The 25253-nt window shown below is 49.1% G+C and carries 27 protein-coding genes; 14 read left to right on the top strand and 13 right to left on the bottom strand.

Features of this window, described 5'->3' with window-relative positions; all coding sequences use genetic code 11:
- Positions 1–71: 71 nt before the first annotated feature.
- From HF894_RS01575 to HF894_RS01520, 12 genes are all read right to left on the bottom strand, one after another.
- Positions 72–2114: a tetratricopeptide repeat protein gene (locus HF894_RS01575; protein WP_204970851.1), complete on the bottom strand. Its 2043-nt coding sequence runs from the start codon at positions 2112–2114 to the stop codon at positions 72–74.
- Between the two features lie 19 nt (positions 2115–2133).
- On the bottom strand, positions 2134–2688 hold the full coding sequence (def, locus tag HF894_RS01570) for a peptide deformylase (RefSeq protein WP_204970850.1): 555 nt from the start codon (positions 2686–2688) through the stop codon (positions 2134–2136).
- 3 nt (positions 2689–2691) lie between these two features.
- Positions 2692–3135, bottom strand: coding sequence for a Holliday junction resolvase RuvX (gene ruvX, locus HF894_RS01565; protein WP_075317439.1), 444 nt, complete (start codon positions 3133–3135; stop codon positions 2692–2694).
- Between the two features lie 42 nt (positions 3136–3177).
- Positions 3178–4143, bottom strand: coding sequence for a PCMD domain-containing protein (locus HF894_RS01560; protein WP_394369809.1), 966 nt, complete (start codon positions 4141–4143; stop codon positions 3178–3180).
- A 22-nt stretch (positions 4144–4165) separates the two neighbouring features.
- Positions 4166–5272 carry a sulfotransferase family protein gene (locus HF894_RS01555; RefSeq protein ID WP_204970848.1) on the bottom strand — a complete coding sequence of 369 codons (1107 nt, stop codon included), beginning with the start codon at positions 5270–5272 and terminating at the stop codon, positions 4166–4168.
- A gap of 140 nt (positions 5273–5412) precedes the next feature.
- The gene (cysN, locus tag HF894_RS01550; protein ID WP_021847612.1) at positions 5413–6873 is read right to left on the bottom strand and encodes a sulfate adenylyltransferase subunit CysN; all 1461 of its coding nucleotides are present in this window, start codon (positions 6871–6873) and stop codon (positions 5413–5415) included.
- 26 nt (positions 6874–6899) lie between these two features.
- Positions 6900–7808 carry a sulfate adenylyltransferase subunit CysD gene (cysD, locus tag HF894_RS01545; protein ID WP_204970847.1) on the bottom strand — a complete coding sequence of 303 codons (909 nt, stop codon included), beginning with the start codon at positions 7806–7808 and terminating at the stop codon, positions 6900–6902.
- A gap of 5 nt (positions 7809–7813) precedes the next feature.
- Entirely contained in the window at positions 7814–8410 is a 597-nt protein-coding gene (gene cysC / locus HF894_RS01540; RefSeq protein ID WP_204970846.1) for an adenylyl-sulfate kinase, read from the bottom strand.
- A 3-nt stretch (positions 8411–8413) separates the two neighbouring features.
- A complete protein-coding gene (locus HF894_RS01535) occupies positions 8414–9985 on the bottom strand; it encodes an SLC13 family permease (RefSeq protein ID WP_075318988.1) in 1572 nt (523 codons plus the stop codon).
- A 10-nt stretch (positions 9986–9995) separates the two neighbouring features.
- Entirely contained in the window at positions 9996–10820 is an 825-nt protein-coding gene (gene cysQ / locus HF894_RS01530) for a 3'(2'),5'-bisphosphate nucleotidase CysQ (RefSeq protein WP_204970845.1), read from the bottom strand.
- 193 nt (positions 10821–11013) lie between these two features.
- A complete protein-coding gene (locus HF894_RS01525) occupies positions 11014–11520 on the bottom strand; it encodes an SPOR domain-containing protein (RefSeq protein ID WP_021847617.1) in 507 nt (168 codons plus the stop codon).
- Positions 11521–11554: 34 nt separating this feature from the next.
- The gene (locus tag HF894_RS01520; protein WP_021847618.1) at positions 11555–11971 is read right to left on the bottom strand and encodes a lipocalin-like domain-containing protein; all 417 of its coding nucleotides are present in this window, start codon (positions 11969–11971) and stop codon (positions 11555–11557) included.
- A gap of 183 nt (positions 11972–12154) precedes the next feature.
- On the opposite strand from HF894_RS01520, the gene HF894_RS01515 reads away from it, so the two are divergent.
- The 3 genes from HF894_RS01515 to HF894_RS01505 are packed head-to-tail and all read left to right on the top strand — an operon-like array spanning position 12155 to position 13025.
- Positions 12155–12364, top strand: a complete 210-nt coding sequence (locus tag HF894_RS01515; RefSeq protein WP_021847619.1) for a YtxH domain-containing protein — start codon at positions 12155–12157, stop codon at positions 12362–12364.
- A 36-nt stretch (positions 12365–12400) separates the two neighbouring features.
- A complete protein-coding gene (locus tag HF894_RS01510; protein WP_204970844.1) occupies positions 12401–12784 on the top strand; it encodes a phage holin family protein in 384 nt (127 codons plus the stop codon).
- Positions 12774–13025: a hypothetical protein gene (locus HF894_RS01505; RefSeq protein ID WP_204970843.1), complete on the top strand. Its 252-nt coding sequence runs from the start codon at positions 12774–12776 to the stop codon at positions 13023–13025. Before HF894_RS01510 ends, HF894_RS01505 begins: the two co-directional genes overlap by 11 nt.
- 59 nt (positions 13026–13084) lie before the next feature.
- On the opposite strand, the gene HF894_RS01500 is transcribed toward HF894_RS01505, so the two are convergent.
- A complete protein-coding gene (locus HF894_RS01500; protein WP_204970892.1) occupies positions 13085–14056 on the bottom strand; it encodes a type I phosphomannose isomerase catalytic subunit in 972 nt (323 codons plus the stop codon).
- A gap of 231 nt (positions 14057–14287) precedes the next feature.
- Here HF894_RS01500 and HF894_RS01495 point away from each other — a divergent pair, with 231 nt between their 5' ends.
- The 11 genes from HF894_RS01495 to HF894_RS01445 all read left to right on the top strand — a co-directional run bounded on the left by HF894_RS01495 (position 14288) and on the right by HF894_RS01445 (position 25248).
- Entirely contained in the window at positions 14288–15388 is a 1101-nt protein-coding gene (locus HF894_RS01495) for an aldose epimerase family protein (protein ID WP_204970842.1), read from the top strand.
- Between the two features lie 40 nt (positions 15389–15428).
- Complete coding sequence (locus HF894_RS01490) at positions 15429–16736, top strand: MFS transporter (RefSeq protein ID WP_204968855.1); 1308 nt, start codon at positions 15429–15431, stop codon at positions 16734–16736.
- Positions 16737–16801: 65 nt separating this feature from the next.
- Positions 16802–17956, top strand: a complete 1155-nt coding sequence (gene galK, locus HF894_RS01485) for a galactokinase (protein WP_204970841.1) — start codon at positions 16802–16804, stop codon at positions 17954–17956.
- A gap of 176 nt (positions 17957–18132) precedes the next feature.
- Complete coding sequence (locus HF894_RS01480) at positions 18133–20142, top strand: transketolase family protein (RefSeq protein ID WP_204970840.1); 2010 nt, start codon at positions 18133–18135, stop codon at positions 20140–20142.
- 6 nt (positions 20143–20148) lie between these two features.
- Positions 20149–20586 carry a ribose 5-phosphate isomerase B gene (rpiB, locus tag HF894_RS01475; RefSeq protein WP_021847627.1) on the top strand — a complete coding sequence of 146 codons (438 nt, stop codon included), beginning with the start codon at positions 20149–20151 and terminating at the stop codon, positions 20584–20586.
- 504 nt (positions 20587–21090) lie between these two features.
- On the top strand, positions 21091–22494 hold the full coding sequence (locus HF894_RS01470; protein ID WP_204970839.1) for a glycoside hydrolase family 28 protein: 1404 nt from the start codon (positions 21091–21093) through the stop codon (positions 22492–22494).
- Positions 22495–22656: 162 nt separating this feature from the next.
- Positions 22657–22932 carry a tetratricopeptide repeat protein gene (locus HF894_RS01465; protein ID WP_204970838.1) on the top strand — a complete coding sequence of 92 codons (276 nt, stop codon included), beginning with the start codon at positions 22657–22659 and terminating at the stop codon, positions 22930–22932.
- Positions 22933–22957: 25 nt separating this feature from the next.
- Entirely contained in the window at positions 22958–23185 is a 228-nt protein-coding gene (locus HF894_RS01460) for a 4Fe-4S dicluster domain-containing protein (RefSeq protein WP_021847870.1), read from the top strand.
- A gap of 17 nt (positions 23186–23202) precedes the next feature.
- Positions 23203–24291: a 3-methyl-2-oxobutanoate dehydrogenase subunit VorB gene (locus HF894_RS01455; protein ID WP_075317450.1), complete on the top strand. Its 1089-nt coding sequence runs from the start codon at positions 23203–23205 to the stop codon at positions 24289–24291.
- A gap of 12 nt (positions 24292–24303) precedes the next feature.
- The gene (locus HF894_RS01450; RefSeq protein ID WP_021847872.1) at positions 24304–24474 is read left to right on the top strand and encodes a hypothetical protein; all 171 of its coding nucleotides are present in this window, start codon (positions 24304–24306) and stop codon (positions 24472–24474) included.
- Positions 24475–24486: 12 nt separating this feature from the next.
- Complete coding sequence (locus HF894_RS01445; RefSeq protein ID WP_075317451.1) at positions 24487–25248, top strand: thiamine pyrophosphate-dependent enzyme; 762 nt, start codon at positions 24487–24489, stop codon at positions 25246–25248.
- The last annotated feature ends 5 nt before the right edge of the window (positions 25249–25253 follow it).

Genomic DNA, 25253 nt, shown 5'->3' with positions numbered 1-25253 from the left:
GTATGTATTTCAAATTCTGAACGCAAAAATAAAGATTTATTTTTTTAAAATCATCTATTTCACAAAAAATGTTATTCGCGGGTATTATCCGTAAAGCGTTTGATAATATTATAGGCAGAAACTACCCCCAGCTCACCAGCCTTACTCAAATCCAAAATACCCTGCTTGTTGTTGCCCAAAAAGATCTGAGTTAATCCACGATTGAAATAAGCCTCTGCGAATTCAGGATCCAGCTCAATAGCCTTATTATAATCTTCCAAAGCTGAACGATAATCCTTCAAGGCAGAAGAAACATTACCACGATTGTAGTATCCATAGACAAAGTCTGGAGCCAACTCTACGACCTTATCCAAGTCTTTCTTGACAACTTCATAATCAACAGCTGTTACCCCAGAATTCTGCTTGTCGGCGGTAGTCGACTGGATATTTCCTTCTGCCATAGCTTCAGCCTTCTTATAGTCAAGCTGTTTGTAGCGAACCAAAGCACGCATGAAGTAGGCCGGGAAGAATTTTCCATCCAACAAAATGCTTTGCGTAAAATCGTCAATCGAGCTGTCAAAATCTTGTACCAGATAGAAATCGATGCCACGTCCGAAACGTTTCATCGCATTCTGAGGCTCAGCTACAATATCGGATGTATGAGAATCGATCAACGCAAAATGATATTTAATCTGCTCCTCTGTCAACGGAGCTTCCATATTGGTGATGCGCAAAGGCTTCGGCAATTGCTTGGACAGATTCAACGCATCTATGAATTTATGGTAATGGACAGTTTTCTTTACTTCACTGATCTTTTCATAGTAAGTCAAAGCATACATCGGCTCCAACTTGACTACGACATTACGATCTTGTACACGGCCACGATAATCGCTCGTATATCGCTGAGTCATTTCAGAATCATCCGCAATCACTATCTTCCGATAGTTTTCCATATTCTTATCAGACTTTTTGCGCGTCTTTTCCTTGTCGGCGTTATCAGCATCCGAAGTAGCATCGGCTACATCCTTTCCGTTATTCTTCTTTCCATTCAAACGATCCAGCTGAGCTTTCATAAGCTTGAATTCATCTTGCTCAGCTCCCTTGATATCGCCCACCTTACGACGTGCTTCAGCCCGATAATGATATCCAGTCAAGAAGTTTGGATACTCTTCAATCACTTTCGAATAGTCGCTGATAGCCCCCCGATAGTCGCCTGTCTGTGCACGTAACAAACCTCGGTTGAAAGCAGCCATCATGTTGTCTGGCTCCATCTCCAACACAAAATCGAAATCTTCAATGGCTCGGTTGTCGTCTCCGACTTGGGCGCGTAACAAACCTCGGTTGTAATGCCCGATAAAGTTATTGGGATCTATATCCAACGCCACATCATAATCCTGCATGGCTCCCCTCAAATTATTCTGATGGAAACGAGCCAAAGCACGATTGATGTAATTTCCTGCATTCTTGACACTCAGACGAATAGCCTGATCCAAATCGTTTTCAGCCTCTTTGTATTGTTTTTGCTGTAATTTCACCAAAGCACGTGCACTCCAACCGTCAGCATCGTAACGATCCAACTCTATGGCTTTGTCGAAATCCTTCAAGGCATTGATTGTATCATTTTGCCTCAGATTCACTTCACCACGCATCAGGTAAGCCCTCGTGTAACGAGGAGACACCGCCAACAATTTTTCCAAATCGTCCTTTGCTGAAGTATAATCTTCCTTCTGCATGTGACAAAGCGTCAGATTATGCCATAAGACGACATTTTCGGGCTCATATTTCAAAGCCATTCGATAATCTTCTATCGCTCCGTCAAAATTGTTCTGACGAATACGGGCAAGTCCTCTTATCTGATAAGCCCCCACGACAAAAGGATTTCGCCGAATTGCCTCATCACAATCGGCCTCAGCTCCCTGATAGTCTTCCAAATTTATCTTGGCCAAACCACGAAAGAAATACGGTTCGAACAAGTAGGGTTTGGCGCTGATTACCTGATTAAAATACTGAATAGAAAGTACATAATCCTCAAAATACAGCGCATTGCGAGCAATCATCATTACTCGCTCCGTATTAATTTGGGCATATAGCAATGCCGGGAAAAGCAAGATGGCTATCAGGAGTCGCTTCACCATTACAAAATTACAATTACAGTTATTTCACGGTCTTCACCTTATACGTGCAATGCGCCTTCCCCTTAAGCAGGGAATTCAGCTTGCCTTTGATCATCTGCTTGCGCAAAGTAGACAAATGGTCAATGAACATCTTGCCTTCCAAATGGTCGAACTCATGTTGCATGACACGGGCCAAATAGCCTTCAACGTCCTCTTCGTGTGCTTCCCAATTCTCGTCCATGTATTTCACACGAATCTTATCGCCTCGCTTCACGCTCTCATGAATGCCAGGCAAGCTCAGGCAACCTTCCTCCATCGAGACTTCTTCTCCCGACACTTCCAAAATATGAGGATTGATATAAGCCTTGCGGAAGCCTTTGAACTCTGGCAGATCATCGGACAAAACATCCAGATTGATGACAACCACACGAATAGAAAGTCCTACCTGAGGTGCAGCCAAGCCAACCCCCTCGGCACGATCCATTGTCTCAAACATATTCGTAATAAGCTCCTTCAGATTGGGATAATCGGGAGTAATGTCTTCAGCCACTTTTCTCAATACAGGCTGTCCATACGTATAAATAGGTAAAATCATGTTCTATTCTTTATTTAATAATCTGTCAAATGATGTTCTTCTGTTCTCCATATAACTCTGCAAAATGATGGTAGCACTGATTTCGTCGACCAGTGCCTTGTTCTGCCGGTCTTTCTTTTTCAAGCCGGCATCCAACATTGCCCGATGAGCCAAAACGGAAGTAAAACGCTCGTCTACGTACTCCACAGGTACATCAGGAAGCTTCTTTTGCAGAGAACGGACAAATGGCTCGATACGCTTCATATTTTCCGAAGCCTCATTGTTCATCTGTTTGGGAAGACCGACCAGAATACGTTCGACAGGTTCCTTGGACACATAGTCAAGGATGAAAGCAAGCAGTTCATGAGTCGGTACCGTTGTCAGCCCGTTTGCTATCAGCTGCAGGGTATCAGTCACCGCTATCCCCGTACGCTTCTTTCCATAATCTATCGCAAGCAATCTTCCCATATCGGCCACAAAAATACAACTTTAATTGTTTCTGCCAAACAATCAATAGACGAGTTTAACATTGTCTATCCAAAGCGAATTGCCTGGCGAACCGATATAAGCACCGCCATGACTGGACGTGAACTGAAGTACCATATGGGTAGGTACGTCGTCTTCCGTCCCCCATGCCACCTCGTGGATAGGTACGCTCTCCCCCTTGCTGTTCATGGCATAACGTTCTTCTACCTGCAGGCGCATCATGTGAGCCTTGTAGTTAGGATTGCCTGTAATGTCGCCATACATGATGTCGTAAGTAACATTATTTTTCCAATCGGGTGTCGTCGCATAGTAACGCACTACCATCGTACCTACACGCTTGGCGTAGATGTTGCCGTCCTTATCTTCCCAACGCTTCTGCAACAGAAGAATAGCAGCTGGAAAATCTTTTCCTTCGACATCGGTTATACGGCTAAAGCCTGTAGCGCGAATACGCTTCTCGCGGTCGGACATCTTGACTTTATAGTCAAATTGGATGGCTACTGGCTTTTTAGTGAAAGGAATGCCCGAATTCAACATTTTCTGCGGGTTTTGCGTACCTTTGATCGGTTCATGCACATCGCCCAAAAATATGGAGCCGGCGGCAAGCACCGTTATATTCACCAATCCGAAAACCTTGACGCTCTCCATACGTGTATCAAGACGGGCACAATAACCATCGCCTCTCTTCTCTGGAAAGACAGAAGTATTGGTTTTGGTAATACCTGCTACCTTGGCCATGACATTGGAAGTAGCCCAAGGCGAACCTCCCATATTAGTGTATGGTTCGTCACCTACTATGGTCTTTGTAGGGCCGATGGCATAGACATGCTTGGTATCTCCACCAATAATGCCCGATTCCTTGATCTGACGGTCCACCCATTGATCCATGTCACCAAAAGAGATGGGTTCCACATGAGGTTGGGCTACAGCTCTCCCACTCCACAAGGAGGCAACGCAGATCACTATATACAACAAACATTTTCTACACATCATCTTTTTACCTTTTCCTATTTTATAACTCGTACTCCCACTGCTCCAATGCAAAGCCCCAGTTCTCCTGAACCAAATGCACCGTGCGGTCATCGTACTTGTATTTGTTCTTCTTGTACCCCTTCTTGCCTCCCACATATTTCTCGATGTCGGCGCGAGCTTCCGTAAAGCCAGGGATGGACAATGCCTGATAGATATGCTCCGTCATGCCCATAGCGTCGGCCTCGAAGTCCTCGAACTTCACCTCAATCAGGTTGCCGGCAGGGATGCAACCCTTGTCCGCCTCGTACTTGTGATACAACTTGGCATAGATGGAAAGGATGTTCTTTTCCAACTCTTCGTTGCTGATATCCTGAAGCTTCAAGGGCTGGATGGTATTGGTGAAGAAGCTGCGCGTGCTCTCGAACACTGTATAAGGATTGCGCATCAGGTAGATGAACTTGGCGTTGGGGAACATCTTGACCAGCTCTTTCACGCGGCCCGTATGGGGAGGATTCTTGCTCAAGAACTGGGTGCCGTGCGTATTCCACAAGGATATCTTGATGAGTTTCACAAAGACTTCCTCGAACACCTTCAGTTCTTCGTCCGTAATGTCGTCGAAGAGGAGGTACTTGTCGGCATACTCCTGCATGTGCTTGGGCAGGAACCAGAAGTTGTAATAGGTGTAGGGCATCATGTTGGCCAGCGCGAACTCCTCTTCCTGAGGCAGGTCAACGGCCAGCTCCATGTTGTCGGTCGGACGCTTGTCGGGCATCAGCCAACTCATGTTCTTCTTGAAGAAGGGCTGCCCCCACATCATCAGGTGTGGAAAAACGGTCTGATAGGTGGTGTTGTAGCCGAAGTGCTTGTCGCACGAAAAGACATTATGCACAAACGTCGTACCACTCCGCCAATGCCCCAAGATGAACACAGGGTCATGCTCCAACGGTTTGTCGGCCAATAGTTTTTCATATTTTCGGTCCTGCAACGACACCAGCGTGGAAAGCAGGCGGCACACGGCCTTCGTCAGCCGATACTTCCCTTTGTAAGGAGCGTCGATGGTGCGGCCGGCGGTTATCTGGTTGAAGGTCTTCCAATCGGCTCCCACCAGCGTATTGATGGGAAGCTTGTTAAATTCTAATAAACCCATATCTTTTTCTCAAATATTCACTCATTATTTCACTTCCGATGCCATGCCTTGAAGAAAGCAATGTTTTCTCCACAAGAAAACAGCCTTTTCTCCAAGGGAAAGCATCCTTTTATTTTGTGCTACTCAGAGGAGCGTTTTCCTCATTTCACCACTTTCACGCCCAATCCCTGGCGTTCGAGTTCCTTCACGGCCTTCTCTATCGCCTCGTAGTGTTCAGGAGCGATGCCAAGCTTCACAAGGTCGAGTACGGGCAGCTCTTCGCCCTGATGCATATCCTTGCTCTCCACGCGGTCGATAATCATGCCGACGGCGCTGGTATTGTTGGTGATGGGGTCTATCAGAATGAACGAACCCGTTGCCTTGTTCTGCTTGTAAGGGTCGAAGAACAGTTCCTTGGCCGTGGTGAATACTACGCGAGCTATCTGGTTGAGCTGCATGGGGAGTGTTTCCCGCGTCAGCTTGCCATTCTCCAAAGAGAGGTGCTCCATGGTGTTGACGTCCACCTTGTACTTGATGGTGTCGATGTGCGTACGGCTCAGGTTGGTAGTTTGCTTGATGAAGAAGGACTTGTTGGCGTCCATCGGCTCCTCGTCCATCCACACGAGCATGGCCTCGAAGTTGCGGTCTTCCATCGGCAGGTTGTCGGGATGTACCAGCATCTCGCCTCTGGACACATCAATCTCGTCTTCCAAAGTCAGCGTTACCGACTGGGGCGGGAAGGCATAATCCAACTCGCCGTCGTAGGTCACGATGCTCTTGATGCGCGACTTCTTGCGCGAAGGCAATGCCATCACCTCGTCGCCCTTGCGGATGACGCCCGAAGCTACCTTGCCACAGAAACCACGGAAGTCGAGGTTGGGGCGAAGTACGTATTGGACGGGGAAGCGGAAGTCGTTGAAGTTGTGGTCGTTGTCGATGTGGACGGTTTCCAGAAAGTCGAGCAGCGACGTGCCTTTATACCAAGGCGTACGCTCCGACTTGGTCACCACGTTGTCGCCATCGAGTGCAGACAAGGGAATGCAAGTCACATCGGGGATGCCCAACGGAGCGACAAACTCCTTGTAAACAGATACAATCTCGTTGAAACGCTCCTCGGAGAAATCCACCAAGTCCATCTTGTTCACGGCCAGGACGACGTGCTTGATACCCAACAGAGACACCAGGAAGGTGTGTCTACGCGTCTGGGTGATGACACCCGTACGTGCATCCACGAGGATAATGGCCAGATTGGCCGTCGAGCCGCCCGTAATCATGTTGCGCGTATATTGCTCGTGCCCCGGCGTGTCGGCGATGATGAACTTGCGGTTGTTGGTCGAGAAGTAGCGGTAGGCCACGTCGATGGTGATACCCTGCTCGCGTTCGGCTTTCAATCCGTCCAGCAGAAGGGCGTAGTCAATGTGGTCGCCGGCGTTACCCATACGCTTGCTGTCGCGCTCCAAGGCGTCCAGCTGGTCTTCGTACAATTTCTTGCTATCGAACAACAGGCGTCCTATCAGGGTGGACTTACCGTCGTCCACCGACCCTGCCGTCAGAAAGCGAAGCAAGTCTTTCTGTTCATCCTTGTCCAGAAAGGCCTTTATATCCAATTTATTGTTGTCCATTGTCTTCAAAATCCTTAATCGTTCGTTTAAAAATATCCTTCACGCTTCTTCTGCTCCATGCTGGCTTCCTGGTCGAAGTCGATGACACGCGTGGTACGTTCGCTCTTGGTGGTAGTCATCATCTCCTCCACAATCTTCTCGATGGTGTCTGCCTCGCTCTCGATGGCGCCCGTCAACGGCCAGCAGCCCAAGGTGCGGAAACGGATTTTCTTCATCTGAATCTTGTCGCGATACTGTTCGGGCAGGCGGTCGTCGTCCGGCATGATGAGGTTACCGTCAATCTCCACCACCGGACGCTCCTTGGCGAAATAAAGCGGAACGATAGGGATATTCTCCAGGCGGATGTACTGCCAGATATCCAGCTCCGTCCAGTTGCTCAGGGGGAACACGCGGATGCTCTCGCCCTTGTGGACGCGGGCATTGTAGATGTCCCACAACTCCGGCCGCTGGTTCTTGGGATCCCACTGGTGGAAACGGTCGCGGAAGGAGAAGATACGCTCCTTGGCACGCGACTTCTCCTCGTCACGGCGTGCCCCGCCAAAGGCCGCGTCGAACTTGTACTTGTCCAGCGCATGGAGCAGGGCCTGCGTCTTCATCAGGTCGGTATGTACCTTGCTGCCGTGGGTAAAGGGACCTACCCCGGCACGGAAAGCCTCCATGTTGCTCTCCACAATGAGGTTCCAACCATACTTTTTGGCATACTCGTCGCGGAACTGTATCATCTCCTTGAACTTCCACTTCGAGTCGATGTGCATCAAGGGGAAAGGTACTTTGCCCGGATAGAAAGCCTTTTCGGCCAGACGTACCATGACGGACGAGTCTTTGCCGATGCTATAGAGCATCACAGGATTCTCAAACTCCGCGGCCACCTCGCGGATGATGTGTATGGACTCGGCTTCGAGTTCTTTCAGGTGGCTCAGTTTATATTCTTCCATTTCACTTACTTATCTGTTATCTTTGGCAATACAAGTTCCAGCAAACGATTGACCGACTCCTCCAGGCTGAGCACGGATGTATCCAAGGTCAAAGCCGGATGAGCGGGTGCCTCAAACGGAGCAGTTATGCCCGTAAAGTTCTTTATCTCTCCACGCCGTGCCTTGGCATACAGGCCCTTCACATCGCGGCGTTCACACTCCTCCAGCGGCGTGCTGACATACACCTCCAGAAAGTCGTCCTTCCCAATGATACGGGCCGCCATCTCGCGGATATCGTTATTAGGGCTGATGAAAGCCGCCAGGGTCACGATACCCGTATCAATGAACAGCTTGGCCACCTCGGCTATGCGACGGATATTCTCCACGCGGTCTGCCTCCGTGAAGCCCAGGTTGTTGTTGATGCCGCTCCGGATGTTGTCCCCGTCCAGGATGCGGCAGAGGATACCCCGCCGGTGCAATTCGCGCTCCAAGGCAATAGCGATGGTGCTTTTGCCCGAACCGCTCAGGCCGGTGAACCAGATCATCAGGCCCCGCTGGCCCAGCAGTTTCTCCTTGTCTGCCCGCGCCAGCATCTTATCAAATATCGGATAAATATGTTCCATATATTATATAATAGGTGTAAACGGCCAAATCAACGGAATCAGTCCCACGGAAATAATCATCACTATCAAATCCATCGGAAGGCCCACTTTCACAAAGTCCGTAAACTTATAGTTGCCCGCGCCCTGCACAATCAGGTTCGTCTGATAGCCAATGGGCGTGGCAAATCCGGCAGAAGCGGCAATACAGATAGCTATGAAGAACGGCATGGGGTCTACCCCAAACTTAGCTGCCGTCTCCAGCGCCAACGGGAAGGCCAAGGCGGCCGCGGCATTGTTCGTTATCAGTTCCGTAATGAGCAGCGTCACCAGGTACAGCAGTCCCAAAGCGCCCCAAGCCCCCAAAGAGCCGGACACACTCTTGATGAAGTCGGCAATCAGCGCTGCCAGCCCGGATTCTTCCATCGCCGCACTGATGGCAAAGGCACAGGCAATGGTAATCAGGATGTCCCAACTGATATATTTGGTATATTTCTTGGGCGGAAACATCTTCAGCCAAGCCATCACCACGGCCGTGACGGCAGCAAAGAAGAACATGTCCATCTTTACATTAGGAAAATGTTCCTGGAAATAAGGCAGTTCTCCAATGGTTGCCCCCACAATCATGATAATAAGCAGGGCAAACGCTGTCCACTTCTTCCACGACGGCACCGGATTGGTTGGAATCTCCTGCCCGTTGGTCATCATCAGGAAGACGGACGAATCGCCCCAAGTCTTCGTAAAGGCATCGTCAGCCAGAAGTACCAGCGTATCCCCTTCCTGCAAGCGCACCTCGCCCAGATTGTCGGTAATCACCTGTCCGTTCTGGCGGATTTCCTTCACCTCCGCACCATAGCGGCGCTTGAAGTCAAACGTCTTCAGCTTGCGTTTCAAGCCCGGGAAGCGGGAAGCCAAGACTACTTCCACCACATGACGCCCCGTGTCTTCTGCCGTCTCGCTCTCTTCCTCCTCAAAATTGTCCGGACGCTCGGCCGGAAGCAGTTTCTTGGAAGTCAAAATGATAAAGGCCAAGCCCGCCACCGTGATGGGGATGCCGATATAGGCCAGATCAAACATCTTCAACCCCTCCATCCCCTTGTCAATCATCATGCCGTGCACCACGAGGTTGGTAGACGTGCCTATCAGCGTGCACAGGCCACCCAGTATCGTGGCGTAGGACAGCGGTATCAGGAACTTTGTGCAGGACAAGCCTACCCGCTTCGACCAGTTCTTCAAGATGGGAGCAAAGATGACCACCACCGGCGTATTGTTGAGGAAGGCAGAAAAAGCACTTACGATGGGCAGAATGCGCAACTGCGCTTTGGTGACGGAAGTGCCCTTCTCCGGCAAGAGCTTTTTGACCACGGCACTCAATGCCCCGCTCTGCCGGATGCCCTCGCTGACCAGGAACAACAAAGCCACGGTGATCATGCCCCGGTTGCTGAATCCGGCCACCATCTGCTTGGGCGTGATGATGCCCGCCACCATGAACAACACTACCAAGCTCAGCAACACGATGCCCGGACGCATCTTGTCGAGTATCAAGGCGGCTACCATGCCTACCAATCCTAATAATACAAGTACAATCTCAAAAGTCATCATCCAGTCTTCATTTATGTCCGACATGCTTCGGCTCTACAATGAACCATGGATTCAGCAAGTCTTCCTTATTATAACTCAATGGTATATCCATTCCTCCCCGATAGACCTCCATACCAGCTGCACGCGCAATGGCATGTCCTGCAGCCGTGTCCCACTCCATTGTTGGGGCAAAACGCGGATAAACATCTGCTACACCTTCGGCCACCAGGCATATCTTGATGGAACTTCCACTCGAAATCAGTTCTACATTCGGATGAACAGCTCTAGATTCTTCAACAAACTTTTCCGTTTCGGGCGTAGAATGCGAACGTGAAGCGACAATCACATATTTATCATGTTCCGCTTCAATCGGCAAACGAACAGCCTTTGCAATCAACTCCTCCAATGAAGCATCTCCACGCGATGTCACATCCGTCAATTTATAAGCGCTCAATCCTTCCATGGCAAAATAAAGAATATGCTTCACCGGCAAGTAAATAACTCCCATGAGAGGAATGGAATCCTGAACAAAAGCAATGTTAACAGTAAATTCACCATTACGTTTAATAAATTCCTTTGTACCGTCCAACGGATCAACAATCCACAACTCTTTCCACGACTTACGTTCCTCATAGGACTTCGATTTACCCTCTTCGCTCAAGATTGGGAACGGAGTATCGGCCAACAACCGACAAATGACCTCATGAGCCGCGCGGTCGGCAATAGTCAACGGCGAATTATCCGCTTTCTTTTCTACCTGAAAATCAGAATTCGGATCATTATAAATGGAAAGAATTTTCTCACCTGCCGCCAAAGCAGCATCAATAGCCTTTAATATATATTGTTGATCCATACCATTTTTATTAAAGATACAATATAAGGTTGCAAAGGTAGAAACTTTTCTACTCGAAAAAGTTTTCCATTCTACTTTATAACTTCTTTTAAACCAAATTTACGTTCACAAGAATAAAAAAGGCAGCCGCCCTATAGCGTGCCGCCTTTATATTCACATGAAACAAAACAATCGTTCATTTCTAATCCAGCCATCAATTGATGCGATAAAGCAACCAAGCACCTTGAAAATCGTTACGATTAGGATACTTTGCTTTGAAGGCATCACGAGCGGCAGCTGCAGAATCTCTGTCGTGATATGTAGCTACAATCACACGATACATAGAATTATCTGCATTGAAAGCAACAGAAGCACTATATCCTTCTTTATCCAAGAAAGCTTTCAAATTTTCTGCATTGGCTTTCACTGAAAAACTACCTGCTACGACATTGTAATCTTTCAAGCCTGTACCAGACACCACTGTCACCTTTTCCTGACGTACACCAACCTGAGTACTTTCAACTACCTTTGGAGCTTCAACAGGTGCACTAACGACAGGACTCTCTTCAACTGTAGCTGTTTCTGTCGGTTGCGGAGCTTCTGCCAACTCTTGTTTCTTCGCATTTTCATATGCCTTTTTGTAAGCACTTTCGTTCGACTTACAAGAAGAGAATGCCAGTGCTACACAGACACCCATTCCTAATACTGCTAATTTTTTCATTTTCTTTATCATTTAAGTTTTTAAATAAGTTCGTTCAATAATTACGAAAAACGTATATCGTATCGTTATAGTTCAAACGTATCTTCTTGGAGGTCAATTCATCCACTTTAAATGTACGGACACCGCCTTCCCATCCAAACCATTTCTTGTAGGTAGGATCGTCAACAGCTGGTTCCCATAAAGTGATAGTAATCTTATCATCCTCCTCCTTATAATAACCATACATAGAACGATAATTACCATCTTCGCCCATATAATAACTCAGGAAAGAGCCTTTCTGAAAGCCATAAAAGACACTGTCAACCTTTTCGACACTTCCATCAGGATACTGATATTCACGCAATTGCCATTTCCCTACCCAAGGAGAATCTCCACCATTCATGCAAGAAAGGCAACAGACCATCATGACAATCAATAGCAAGACGTTCATGCCTCTAACCAAAGCTCTCATATCTACACCTTAAAATTTAGGAGACAAAAGTACACCTAAGCAATTATCTGACGCCACACAAGACCGTTAAATTTCCCTAAATCGGAGAATATAAGTAGAAATCCTGAAAAAAACATCACTGAAAGAGATGGATATTAGAAGATATTGGCTAGTTTTGCAAGTAAACCATAAAAAATAAATATTATGAAAGGATTAAATGTATTAGCCGCTTTTTTAGGTGGAGCCGCTGTCGGCGCAACCTTAGGTATTCTTTTTGCCCCTGAAAAAGGAGAAGATACTCGTGCAAAAATCGCAGACATCCTGCGCAAGAAAGGCATTCGACTCAGCCGAAACGAAATGGAAAATTTGGTAGACGAAATCGCTGCAGAAATCAAAAATGAAGCAGACGAATAAACAGCCAAAGTAAAAACCGTATAAAACAGAGCTACCATGTTCCCCAATGATAAAAGCATAGAAACATTACAACAGCTTTTCATTGAAGTCAAAAAATATCTAGCACTTCAGAAAAGATATACTCAACTAGAGATAGCAGAAAAACTAACAATTCTGCTATCCACTTTAATTTTGGTGCTGATTATCATTATCCTTAGCATGGTAGCCCTGTTTTATCTATCTTTTACACTAGCCTATCTGCTAGCCCATCTAGTTGGAAGTATCGTAACAAGTTTTGCTCTAATTACATGCGTCATCCTTATTCTGATAGCAGCTGTCTATCTTTTGCGCAAAAAACTCATCATCAACCCAATGGCCAAATTTATCGCAAACTTGTTTATTGAAGACCCTGTAAAAAAAGACGAGCAATATGGACAATAACAAACTACAAATAACCACATTGGATGACATTCGGGTCCTGAGGAAACAAGCTTTAGTAGATGTACAGCAACAAAAGAAAAACCTTGGTACCACTGCCCGAAAGCTGATTGCCCCTCTTGCACCTACAGTAAACAAAGGGAATTCTATCATGAAAGCTTTCAATACAGGAATGGCCCTATTCGATGGCTTCATGTTGGGCATAAAATTAATTCGAAAATTTCACAGAGCCATTAGAAAATAAAAAAACAGCGCTACATTCATTGAAATGCAGCGCTATCTTCATCACAAAACAGTGTTTTATCAAACGTAAGCTTCTAATAGCTTCACCTTTCCTTCAGGAATGATATTGACCGATTGGGTTGTAGCAGGGAACAACACCGTTTCACCCGCACGTAAAGTGATCTCATTTTGAGCATCGTCCACCATACGGCACTCTCCTTCAATGCAGACAAATATTACAAAAGAATCCAACTCTGAATAGTCACATGTAATATCCTCCGTCATATCGTATAAAGAAACAGAGAAATAGGGGGTAGTCAATATTTCTACAGGTTCATTAGGCACAGCCTCATACTCCGTTCTAAAATCATCTTGTACATCTGAGAAATTGATGGCATCCATCGCTTGGCCGATATGCAACTCACGAAGCTTTCCATCCTTATCTCTACGATTATAATCGTAAATACGATATGTCACATCAGACGACTGCTGCACTTCTACCACAAAGGCACCTGCCCCAATACCATGTACACGGCCAGCAGGTACATAGAACACATCACCCGGCCGGATAGCACATGTCTGAAGCACCTCGTCAAATGTACCATTATGTACACGTTCTTTATATTCTTTTGGAGTGATCTGCTTGGAGAAACCCGATATCAAAGTGGCTCCTTCATCGGCAGAAACCACATACCACATTTCATTTTTACCAAAACTGTTATGACGTTTTTTGGCCAACTCATCGCCTGGATGAACTTGAATAGACAATTTTTGCCGCGCATCAATAAACTTAACCAGCAGAGGGAATTGATTGCCAAAACGTGCATAATTCGACTCACCAACCAATTCTTCCCGATACTTACGTACCATTTCGGGCAACGTTAGCCCTTTGTCTGCGCCATTAGCCACAACAGATTCGCTGCCTTCTACAGCTGATACTTCCCAACTTTCACCCACATTGGGCAAGTTTTCATTCAAATGTTTAAAAGGGATAATCTTATCGCCTCCCCAAAGCGTCTGCTTCAAGACAGGCTCAAATTTCAGAGGGTACATCAAATGTTCTATTAAATATTTTTCAAAATAGTATAAATTGTTTTTCTTCTTTAGTATCAATTTCCCTGCCAAGCCAGCAAGTTCTTCTACATACTCTTCAAGACTTCAACTCACAAATTGTCTTGACCAAAGCTTGAATATGGCGACAAACATACAAAAAATTATTTGTTATTGCTTGGGAGAACAAAAGAAAATCTGTTTATTTGCAAGAAATTTAATGAATACCATGATATGACAGCATCTAATATTTATGAAAGTAACCGTTCCTGTTTGGACAGGAAAAACTTTCAAAAAGAAATAGGCGGCAAAAAGACCGACCTTTACATTCTGAGAAACAGCCAAGGAATGGAAGTAGCAGTGACGAACTACGGATGTGCAATCCTTTCCATTATGGTGCCCGACAAGGCTGGAGAGTATGCCAACGTAATCCTAGGGCATGATAGCATAGACCACGTCATTAACAGCCCCGAACCATTTCTTAATACGACAATCGGACGATATGGCAATCGAATAGCCAAAGGACATTTCACCCTCTACGGTGAAGAGCATCAGCTTGCTATCAACAACGGCCCTAATTCTTTGCACGGCGGACCGACTGGTTTCCATACCAAAGTATGGGATGCCGTACAACCCAACCCGACAACCGTGATTTTCAACTACACATCAGCCGATGGAGAAGAAGGTTTCCCCGGCAATTTGGAGGTTGAAATGACCTATCGCCTTGAAGAAGACATTAACGCGCTGGTGATCGAATATCGCGCAACAACCGATAAAGCGACTGTTGTCAACCTGACGAACCATGGTTTTTTCAACCTGTCAGGAATTGCTTCACCAACTCCTACCGTGCTAAATCATTCTATCAGTATCAATGCAGATTTCTATGTTCCTATTGATGAAGTCTCTATCCCAACTGGAGAAATACTGAAAGTGGAAGGCACTCCTATGGATTTCCGTACGCCACACACCATTGGTGAACGAATAGATGAACCATTCCAACAACTAATCAACGGAGCCGGATACGACCATTGCTATGTACTGAATAAGACAGAAGCAGGAGAATTGAGCCAAGCTGCTACATACACCGACCCAGCCAGTGGACGCATGATGGAAGTATTTACTACAGAAAACGGCATCCAACTATACACTGGTAACTGGCTTAACGGATTTACAGGAGCACATGGCGCTACCTATCCAGCCAGAAGTGCTGTATGCTTCGAAGCCCAATGTTTTCCTGACACTCCTAACAAACCTCACTTTCCGTCGGCAGTCCTACTTCCAGGCGATGAGTACCAGCAAGTAACTATCTACAAATTTAGCGTTACAGAACAATAATTAACACAATTAATAATCTCTTTTATAAAAAGAAAAAACCATGACACAACAAAAGAATGGTAACATCATCGCCATCATAACCATGATTTTCCTTTTTGGTATGATTGCATTCGTTACGAATCTCGCTGCCCCAATGGGGATTGTATTGAAAAATCAATTTTCAGTTTCCAACGCACTTGGTATGTTAGGGAACTTGGGAAACTTCATTGCTTATGCCGTAATGGGTATTCCCAGTGGTATTTTATTAACCAAAGTCGGATACAAAAAGACAGCCCTTATCGCTGTAGCCATTGGATTCATTGGTGTAGGAGTACAGTATCTTTCAGGCCACGCCAGTCCTTCATCAGCTTTTGCTGTATATCTGTGCGGTGCTTTTATCTCAGGTTTTTCCATGTGTCTGCTCAATACTGTGGTCAACCCAATGTTGAACAAGCTAGGTGGTGAAGGCAACAAAGGTAACCAGCTGATCCAAGTAGGTGGTTCGTTTAACTCCGTAATGGCTACCATTACCCCGATGTTTGTAGGTATCCTTATTGCAGGCTCTGTTGAGAAAGCTACCATTTCACAAATTTTCCCTGTGATGTATACTGCCATGGCCGTATTTGCCTTTGCTTTTTTCGTGCTTTTGTTTGTCAACATCCCCGAACCCAGCCAAACCAAATCATCAGAATCTATCGGTACATTAATGAAGGGTGCATTGAAATTCCGCCACTTTGTATTGGGTGCCATTGCAATCTTTGTTTATGTAGGTGTTGAAGTAGGCGTACCAGGAACATTGAACCTCTTCCTGACCGACCCTATCGAGAAAGGTGGTGCAGGCATTTCGTCCACGATTTCAGGTTTTGTAGTAGGAACATATTGGTTGCTGATGCTGGTAGGCCGTCTGGCTGGCGCATCATTAGGAGCCAAAATATCAAGCCGTACGATGATGATTTTCACCTCCGGTTTAGGCCTAATTCTAGTATTACTGGCCATTTTCTCTTCGACCAGCACATTGGTTAATCTGCCCGTATTGCAACAGAGTGCTACAGGAGGCTTGTCTTTCGGAATGGCTGAAGTGCCCGTCAACGCCATGTATCTGGTATTAGTAGGTATCTGTACTTCTATCATGTGGGGTGGCATCTTCAATTTGGCCGTTGAAGGCTTAGGCAAATACTTGGCAGCGGCCTCTGGCTTATTTATGGTATTGGTATGCGGCGGTGGCATTCTTCCTGTTATTCAGGGATGGTTGGCCGACGTTGCCGGATTTATGAACAGCTACTGGGTCATCATTATTGCACTGGCCTATCTGCTCTATTATGGTCTTGTAGGTTGCAAGAACGTCAACAAGGATATCCCTGTTGATTAAGCAGACATTAAAAAGATAAAGATTACAGGTAATTTTTATTATTCACCTAATAAATTATAAGTATCATGGATATAGAACACGTAAGAAGTCGTTTCATCAAACATTTTGACGGAACAACAGGAGCTGTATATGCATCTCCGGGTCGTATCAACCTTATTGGTGAACACACCGACTATAACGGTGGATTTGTATTCCCCGGAGCCATTGACAAAGGCATGATAGCCGAAATCAAACCAAACGGAACCAACATTGTAAAGGCCTATTCCATCGACCTGAAGGACTATGTAGAATTCGGCCTTAATGAAGAAGATGCTCCTCGCGCTAGCTGGGCTCGTTATATCTTCGGTGTATGCCGCGAAATGATCAAACGTGGTGTAGAAGTAAAGGGATTCAATACAGCTTTCGCAGGCGATGTTCCCCTTGGCGCCGGAATGTCTTCTTCTGCAGCTTTAGAAAGTACGTATGCATATGCATTGAATGACCTTTTCGGCGATAACAAGATCGATAAATTCGAACTAGCTAAGGTTGGCCAAGCCACTGAACATAATTATTGCGGCGTGAACTGCGGCATCATGGACCAGTTTGCTTCCGTATTCGGCAAGAAAGGAAGCCTCATCCGTTTGGATTGCCGTTCGCTGGAATACCAGTATTTCCCATTCGAGCCGAAAGGATATCGCCTCGTATTGGTTGACTCCGTTGTAAAACACGAATTGGCATCCTCGGCTTACAACAAACGCCGCCAAAGCTGCGAAGCTGTTGTAGCAGCTGTACAGAAGAATCATCCACACGTAGAGTACCTGCGCGACTGCAACATGGAAATGCTGAACGAAGTGAAAGCTGACGTAACAGAAGAAGACTACAAACGTGCAGAATATGTCATCGAAGAAATCCAACGCGTACTCGATGTTTGCGATGCTTTGGAGAAAGGCGACTATGAAACTGTAGGTCAGAAGATGTACGAAACGCATCACGGCATGAGCAAGCTGTACGAAGTGAGCTGCGAAGAATTGGACTTCCTAAACGATCTTGCTTTCGATTGCGGTGTGACAGGTTCACGCGTAATGGGCGGCGGTTTCGGTGGATGTACTATCAATCTGGTTAAAGACGAACTGTACAGCACTTTCGTTGAAAAAGCGAAAGAAGAATTTAAGAACAAGTTTGGCAGAAGCCCCAAGATCTATGATGTAGTCATCAGCGACGGCGCACGCCGATTGGAATAACCAGATTTCATCACGCATAAGTATCTGATCCCCTTCCCCACGCTAATGTCTGGAGAAGGGGATTTTCCATATTTACATCCCACATAGTAAAAAAGACAGGCAGGAACGATGGATATTCACACATAAAAGCCTATCTTTGTCCGTACGAAAAAGATAATCCTTTAAACTGTTTAAACATGAACGACAACAAGCTAATGAACCGCGCGGCAGACAATATCCGCATCCTTGCCGCCTCGATGGTTGAGAAAGCCAAGTCCGGACATCCCGGCGGCGCAATGGGCGGTGCCGACTTTGTGAACGTATTGTTTTCCGAATTTCTGATATACGATCCCGAAAAACCCGCATGGGAAGGACGCGACCGCTTCTTCCTCGATCCAGGGCATATGTCGCCCATGCTCTACTCGCAACTGGCCTTAACGGGCAAGTTTACAATCGACGAACTGAAAGAATTCCGCCAATGGGGAAGCCCTACGCCAGGACACCCTGAACGTGACGTTATGCGCGGCATTGAAAACACATCGGGCCCGCTAGGACAAGGACACACGTTTGCCGTAGGAGCTGCCATCGCAGCCAAATTCCTGAAAGCACGTTTCGGCGAAGTAATGAACCAGACAATTTATGCCTACATCTCCGACGGCGGTGTGCAGGAAGAAATCTCGCAGGGCAGCGGACGCATCGCCGGAACGCTGGGACTGGACAACCTCATTATGTTCTACGACGCCAATGACATCCAGCTGTCTACCACAACTAAAGAAGTAACCACGGAAGATACTGAAAAAAAATACGAAGCCTGGGGATGGAAAGTCATCTGCATTGACGGAAACAACCCTGACGAAATCCGCAAGGCACTAATTGAAGCAAAAGCTGAGAACGAACGCCCCACCCTCATCATCGGGCACACCGTCATGGGCAAAGGAGCCCGCAAGGCCGACGGAAGCAGCTACGAAGCTAACTGTGCTACCCACGGCGCTCCCCTCGGCGGCGATGCTTACGTAAACACCATCAAGAACCTGGGCGGTGATCCTGAAAATCCATTTGTCATCTTCCCCGAAGTGGCCGAGCTCTACGCACGCCGCGCCGAAGAGCTACGTAAGATCGTGGCCGAGCGCCACGCAGCCCAAGCCGAATGGGCCAAAGCTAATCCCGAGCTGGCTGCCAAACTGGAGCAATTCTTCGCAGGCAAAGCGCCGCAAGTAAACTGGGCCGCCATCACTCAAAAGCCCGACGCCGCCACCCGCGCTGCATCGGCTACCGTGCTGGGCGCACTGGCCACACAGGTGGAAAACATGGTTGTAGCTTCTGCCGACCTCTCCAACTCCGACAAGACCGACGGCTTCCTGAAGAAAACCCACGCCTTCCAAAAAGGCGACTTCAGCGGCGCCTTCTTCCAAGCAGGTGTATCCGAACTGACGATGGCCTGCTGCTGCATCGGCATGGCCCTGCACGGCGGCGTCATCCCCGCATGCGGTACGTTCTTCGTCTTCTCCGACTATATGAAACCTGCCGTGCGCATGGCTGCCCTGATGGAAGTGCCCATCAAATTCATTTGGACACACGACGCCTTCCGCGTAGGTGAAGACGGGCCGACGCACGAACCCGTAGAACAGGAAGCTCAGATCCGCCTGATGGAAAAACTGAAAAACCACAAGGGACACAACTCCATGCTGGTGCTCCGTCCCGCTGATGTCGAAGAAACCACCGAGGCCTGGCGACTGGCCATGGAGAACACCGCCACGCCGACGGCACTCATCCTCTCGCGCCAGAACATCGCGAACCTGCCCGCCGGAAACGACTACACGCAGACGGCACGCGGCGCCTACATCGTGGCCGGCTCCGACGCCGACGCCGACGTGGTGCTCGTAGCCTCTGGTTCCGAAGTCTCCACCCTCGTGGCCGGTGCCGAGCTGCTCCGCCGCGACGGCGTGAAGGTGCGCATCGTCTCCGCACCCTCCGAAGGTCTCTTCCGCAGCCAGGACAAAGAATATCAGGAGAACATCATCCCCGCCGGAGCCAAAGTCTTCGGTCTGACAGCCGGCCTGCCCGTCACCTTGGAAGGCCTCGTGGGAGCCAACGGAAAAGTCTGGGGCCTGCCCTCGTTCGGCTACTCCGCCCCCTACAAAGTGCTCGACGAGAAACTGGGCTTCACCGCCGACAACGTTTACAAACAAGTGAAAGAAATGATCTGAAACGACATGAAGACAATAGGTTTAGCATCCGACCACGCAGGCTTCGAGCTGAAGCAGTACGTCAAGCAGTGGCTCGACGCCCGCGGCTGGTCCTACAAGGACTTCGGCACCTACACCGCCGAAAGCTGCGACTATCCCGACTTTGCCCACCCCCTGGCCCTGGCCGTCGAGGCGGGCGAATGCTACCCCGGCATAGCCATCTGCGGCAGCGGCGAAGGCATCGGCATCACCCTGAACAAGCATCAGGGCATCCGGGCCGCCCTTTGCTGGATACCCGAGATTGCCCATCTGGCACGCCAGCACAACGACGCCAACGTGCTCGTCATGCCCGGCCGCTTCATCACCTGCGAGGAAGCAGACCGTATCATGACCGAGTTCTTCGCCACCGACTTTGAAGGTGGACGCCATCAGCGGCGGATTGACAAAATCCCGGTAAAAGGCTGACGGAAGATTTCCGAATTCAGATTTCTGATTTCAAACAAGACCTGCGCGGACCGACGCACGGAAAAAACCGATGTTCCCCACCGGTGCTCCCGCGTCCGTCCGCGCTTCTTTTTGGTCCGACGGAAACGCCCCGCCGCAAAACGGGAAAACGCCCTGCACGTTGCAGGAAGCTTTCGCTGTTCGCGATTCCGTCCTGCACGCTGCGGGAAGCTTTCGCAGTTCGCGATTCCGCCCTGCACGCTGCGGGAAGCTTTCGCAGTTCGCGATTCCGTCCTGCACGCTGCAGGAAGCTTTCCAGCTCCGGGATTCCGTCCTGCACGCTGCAGGAAGCTTTCCAGCTCCGGGATTCCGTCCTGCACGCTGTAGGAAGCTTTCCTGCTTCGGGAAAAGCACCTCGGCAAACGGTTTGTCAAAAACTGCACCCTTTCCGTCAAAAAATCGCCCTGCGCATCGACCGCAGATGCCTATCTTTGCACAGAAACAAACCGTAACATCCGAAAGACCATGAAAAGAAACCTACTCTGCGCCGGCCTGCTGTTCTGCTCCGCCCTTGCGGCCGCCGGACCGGTCGACTTCGACAAAGCCTTCGAAGCCTGCACCGAAATCGAGAAACAAATCGAACGTCCCACCTTCGCCAACCGAAGCTACCTCATCACCGACTTCGGCGCTCGCCCCGGCACGCCCGACGCCCCTTGCCACGAAGCCATCAACCGTGCCATCACGACGTGCAGCCTGGAAGGCGGCGGCACGGTGGTCGTCCCCGCCGACACGTTCTACACCGGCCCGCTGACGCTGAAGAGCAACGTCCGCCTGCACGTGTCCGAGGGTGCCGTCCTGCGCTTCTCCACCGACCAAAGCCTCTACTTCCCCGCAGTCCTGACGCGCTGGGAAGGCATCGACTGCTACAACGCCCATCCCCTCATCTACGCCTACGGCGAGACGAACATCGCCATCACCGGCAAGGGCGTCATCGACGGCCAGGGGTCGATGGACGCGTGGTGGCCCATGTGCGGCGCAGCCAAGTACGGCTGGCAGGAAGGCATGACAGCCCAGCGCAACGGCGGCCGCGACCGCCTGCTGATGTACGGCGAAACGTCGACCCCTGTCTACCGGCGCGTCATGACGCCCGACGACGGCCTGCGCCCGCAGCTCATCAATCTCTACGCTTGCCGCCGGGTGCTCATCGAAGACGTCACGCTGCTCAACTCTCCCTTCTGGGTCATCCATCCCCTGTTCTGCGAAAGCCTGACGGTGAAAGGCGTCCACGTCTACAACCGCGGTCCTAATGGCGACGGCTGCGACCCCGAGTCGTGCAAGAATGTGCTCATCGAAGACTGCACCTTCGACACGGGCGACGACTGCATCGCCATCAAGTCCGGGCGCAATCAGGACGGACGCCGCTGGAACATCCCCAGCGAAAACATCATCGTGCGCAACTGCCTGATGAAGAACGGCCACGGAGGCGTGGTGATAGGCAGCGAAATCTCCGGCGGCTACCGCAACCTCTACGTCGAGAACTGCCGCATGGACAGCCCCGACCTGGATCGCGTCATCCGCATCAAGACCAGCACCTGCCGCGGCGGGGTGATTGAAAACATCTTCGTGCGCAACATCACCGTCGGCCAGTGCCGCGAAGCCGTGTTGCGCATCAACCTGCAATACGAAAACCGCGAACGTTGCCAGCGTGGCTACGATCCCGTCGTGCGCAACGTCCACCTGAAAAACATCACCTGCCAAAAAAGCGAACTGGGCGTACTCATCATCGGCTTGGACGACGACAGCCATGTCAGCAACGTCAGCGTGGAAGACTGCCGCTTCGACAACGTCAGCCGCGGCGGTAACGATATCCGCGGCGCCCATGACGTAACGTTCCGAAATCTCTACATCAACGGACAACTTGTCAAGTAAACATCACCGTTATAGACAGGCTACGCCCGAAGCTCCGACAGAATGACAACATCGTCGGACTTCGGGCGTCTTTTTTTCCATCTGTTTTTTACATTTTTATGTCCGAAGATGCAACATGTCCGAGATAAAAAGCTATCTTTGTACGTCCAAAAGCGATTGAATATGGAGAAACTGGATACCATAAAAGAACTCATCAGCCGGGGAGACACGGAACTGGCCATCAAAGAACTGGACCTCTTCCTTCAGACCTCTGCCGAGCACCGGGACCAAGCCTACTACCTCTGCGGAAATGCCTGGCGTAAACAGGGAAATTGGCAGCAAGCGCTGAACAACTACCGTCGCGCGATGGACATCAATCCCGACAGTCCCGCCAAAAACGCCTACGCGATGGTGATGGACATCCTGAACTTCTACAACAAAGACATGTATAATCAATAACATAAAAACAAGAGGAACGTATATTATGGCAAAAATCAAAGGAGCAATCGTAGTGGACACCGAGCGCTGCAAAGGATGCAACCTCTGTGTCGTGGCCTGTCCCCTCCACGTGATAGCCCTCACCAAGGAGGTGAATATCAAAGGATATAATTACGCACACCAGATACTGGAGGATACCTGCAACGGCTGCGCATCCTGCGCCACCGTCTGCCCCGACGGCTGTATCTCGGTCTATAAAGTCAAAGTCGAATAAGAAAACAAGTAAGCAATATGGCAGAAGAAGTAGTATTAATGAAAGGTAACGAAGCCATCGCCCACGCCGCCATCCGCTGCGGAGCCGACGGATACTTCGGTTACCCGATTACTCCCCAATCGGAAGTATTGGAAACCCTGGCCGAGCTGAAACCCTGGGAAACCACCGGCATGGTGGTACTGCAGGCCGAAAGCGAAGTGGCCGCAATCAATATGGTGTACGGCGGTGCCGGAAGCGGAAAAATGGTGATGACCTCTTCGTCCAGCCCCGGTGTCAGCCTGAAACAGGAAGGCATCTCCTATCTAGCCGGTGCCGAACTGCCCTGCCTCATCGTGAACGTCATGCGCGGAGGTCCCGGCTTGGGAACCATCCAGCCAAGCCAAGCCGACTATTTCCAAACCGTGAAGGGCGGCGGGCACGGTGACTACCGCCTCATCGCACTGGCCCCTGCATCGGTACAGGAAATGGCCGACTTCGTTGGCCTTGCCTTCGAACTGGCCTTCAAATACCGCAATCCGGCCATCATCCTGGCCGACGGCGTCATCGGACAGATGATGGAGAAAGTGGTGCTCCCGCCCGCCAAACCGCGCCGCACCGATGCAGAAGTCATCGCCCAATGCCCCTGGGCCACTACCGGCAAGGCAAAAGGACGCAAGCCCAACATCATCACCTCGCTCGAACTGAAGCCCGAAGAAATGGAGAAGAACAACATCCGCTTCCAAGCAAAATACCGCCAGATAGAGGAGAACGAAGTCCGTTTCGAAGAAATCAACTGCAAAGACGCCGACTATCTCATCGTAGCCTTCGGCTCCATGGCCCGTATCGGACAGAAAGCAATGGAACTGGCCCGCGAAGAAGGCATCAAGGTCGGCATCCTGCGTCCTATCACCCTTTGGCCCTTCCCAACCAAAGCTATTGCTGCATACGCAGAAAAAGTGAAAGGTATGCTGGTGACTGAATTGAACGCTGGACAGATGATCGAAGATGTCCGTCTGGCCGTCAACGGCAAGGTACGTGTCGAACACTTCGGCCGTCTAGGAGGTATCGTCCCCGATCCCGACGAAATCGTGGCTGCCCTGAAAGAAAAGATTATCATCAATGAATAATGTATTCGACTGATGGAAACGGATAAAATAAGAAACGTACTGAACATCATCTTCCTCGTGCTGGCCGTAGCCGCCGTCGCCACCTATTTTCTAGTGGACGACTTCATGACCTTCGTCTACGTCTGCGCGGCAGCCATCTTCTTCAAGGTGATGGAGTTCTTCATACGATTTAGCAACAGATAAGGAGAAGCAATTATGACAAAAGAAGATATCATCAAACCCGAAAACCTGGTTTACAAGAAACCGACGCTGATGAACGACAACCCGATGCACTATTGTCCGGGATGCAGCCACGGCGTGGTACACAAGCTCATTGCCGAAGTCATCGAAGAAATGGGCATGGAAGACAAAGCTATCGGCATCTCGCCCGTAGGCTGCGCCGTCTTCATCTACAACTATCTGGACATCGACTGGCAGGAAGCCGCCCACGGACGTGCACCCGCATTGGCCACCGCCATCAAGCGCCTTTGGCCGGACCGCCTTGTCTTCACCTATCAGGGCGACGGTGACTTGGCCTGCATCGGTACGGCGGAAACCATCCATGCTTTGAACCGTGGTGAAAATATCACTATTATTTTCATCAACAATGCCATTTATGGAATGACCGGCGGACAAATGGCCCCCACCACACTGGTAGGCATGAAGACCGCCACTTGTCCTTACGGTCGCGATGTACATTTGCATGGTTACCCATTAAAGATGGCCGACATTGCTGCACAACTAGAAGGTACTGCTTATGTCACCCGGCAAAGCGTACAATCTGTTCCTGCTATCCGCAAGGCCAAGAAAGCCATCCGTAAAGCCTTCGAGAACTCTATGGCAGGCAAAGGCAGCAATCTGGTAGAAATTGTTTCCACTTGTAATTCAGGCTGGAAAATGACACCCGCTGCAGCCAACAAATGGATGGAAGAAAACATGTTCCCCTTCTATCCCCTTGGCGATTTAAAAGATAAATAACCTCT

Origin of the sequence: Caecibacteroides pullorum (assembly GCF_019239235.1) — a bacterium.
GTDB lineage: Bacteria > Bacteroidota > Bacteroidia > Bacteroidales > Bacteroidaceae > Bacteroides > Bacteroides pullorum.
This window is presented reverse-complemented; position numbering and strand designations above follow the sequence as displayed.

Bases quoted from the DNA above. Each gene is read 5' to 3' on its own strand.
- def (WP_204970850.1), bottom strand. From the start codon at position 2,688: ATGATTTTACCTATTTATACGTATGGACAGCCTGTATTGAGAAAAGTG.
- HF894_RS01460 (WP_021847870.1), top strand. From the start codon at position 22,958: ATGGCAAAAATCAAAGGAGCAATCGTAGTGGACACCGAGCGCTGCAAA.
- cysC (WP_204970846.1), bottom strand. From the start codon at position 8,410: ATGGAACATATTTATCCGATATTTGATAAGATGCTGGCGCGGGCAGAC.
- HF894_RS01575 (WP_204970851.1), bottom strand. From the start codon at position 2,114: ATGGTGAAGCGACTCCTGATAGCCATCTTGCTTTTCCCGGCATTGCTA.
- HF894_RS01510 (WP_204970844.1), top strand. From the start codon at position 12,401: ATGTTCCCCAATGATAAAAGCATAGAAACATTACAACAGCTTTTCATT.
- HF894_RS01480 (WP_204970840.1), top strand. From the start codon at position 18,133: ATGAACGACAACAAGCTAATGAACCGCGCGGCAGACAATATCCGCATC.
- HF894_RS01525 (WP_021847617.1), bottom strand. From the start codon at position 11,520: ATGAAAAAATTAGCAGTATTAGGAATGGGTGTCTGTGTAGCACTGGCA.
- HF894_RS01490 (WP_204968855.1), top strand. From the start codon at position 15,429: ATGACACAACAAAAGAATGGTAACATCATCGCCATCATAACCATGATT.
- HF894_RS01495 (WP_204970842.1), top strand. From the start codon at position 14,288: ATGACAGCATCTAATATTTATGAAAGTAACCGTTCCTGTTTGGACAGG.
- HF894_RS01515 (WP_021847619.1), top strand. From the start codon at position 12,155: ATGAAAGGATTAAATGTATTAGCCGCTTTTTTAGGTGGAGCCGCTGTC.
- cysQ (WP_204970845.1), bottom strand. From the start codon at position 10,820: ATGGATCAACAATATATATTAAAGGCTATTGATGCTGCTTTGGCGGCA.
- HF894_RS01470 (WP_204970839.1), top strand. From the start codon at position 21,091: ATGAAAAGAAACCTACTCTGCGCCGGCCTGCTGTTCTGCTCCGCCCTT.
- HF894_RS01560 (WP_394369809.1), bottom strand. From the start codon at position 4,143: ATGTGTAGAAAATGTTTGTTGTATATAGTGATCTGCGTTGCCTCCTTG.
- HF894_RS01500 (WP_204970892.1), bottom strand. From the start codon at position 14,056: ATGTACCCTCTGAAATTTGAGCCTGTCTTGAAGCAGACGCTTTGGGGA.
- HF894_RS01455 (WP_075317450.1), top strand. From the start codon at position 23,203: ATGGCAGAAGAAGTAGTATTAATGAAAGGTAACGAAGCCATCGCCCAC.
- rpiB (WP_021847627.1), top strand. From the start codon at position 20,149: ATGAAGACAATAGGTTTAGCATCCGACCACGCAGGCTTCGAGCTGAAG.
- ruvX (WP_075317439.1), bottom strand. From the start codon at position 3,135: ATGGGAAGATTGCTTGCGATAGATTATGGAAAGAAGCGTACGGGGATA.
- HF894_RS01505 (WP_204970843.1), top strand. From the start codon at position 12,774: ATGGACAATAACAAACTACAAATAACCACATTGGATGACATTCGGGTC.
- HF894_RS01450 (WP_021847872.1), top strand. From the start codon at position 24,304: ATGGAAACGGATAAAATAAGAAACGTACTGAACATCATCTTCCTCGTG.
- cysD (WP_204970847.1), bottom strand. From the start codon at position 7,808: ATGGAAGAATATAAACTGAGCCACCTGAAAGAACTCGAAGCCGAGTCC.
- cysN (WP_021847612.1), bottom strand. From the start codon at position 6,873: ATGGACAACAATAAATTGGATATAAAGGCCTTTCTGGACAAGGATGAA.
- HF894_RS01555 (WP_204970848.1), bottom strand. From the start codon at position 5,272: ATGGGTTTATTAGAATTTAACAAGCTTCCCATCAATACGCTGGTGGGA.
- HF894_RS01465 (WP_204970838.1), top strand. From the start codon at position 22,657: ATGGAGAAACTGGATACCATAAAAGAACTCATCAGCCGGGGAGACACG.
- galK (WP_204970841.1), top strand. From the start codon at position 16,802: ATGGATATAGAACACGTAAGAAGTCGTTTCATCAAACATTTTGACGGA.
- HF894_RS01445 (WP_075317451.1), top strand. From the start codon at position 24,487: ATGACAAAAGAAGATATCATCAAACCCGAAAACCTGGTTTACAAGAAA.
- HF894_RS01535 (WP_075318988.1), bottom strand. From the start codon at position 9,985: ATGACTTTTGAGATTGTACTTGTATTATTAGGATTGGTAGGCATGGTA.
- HF894_RS01520 (WP_021847618.1), bottom strand. From the start codon at position 11,971: ATGAGAGCTTTGGTTAGAGGCATGAACGTCTTGCTATTGATTGTCATG.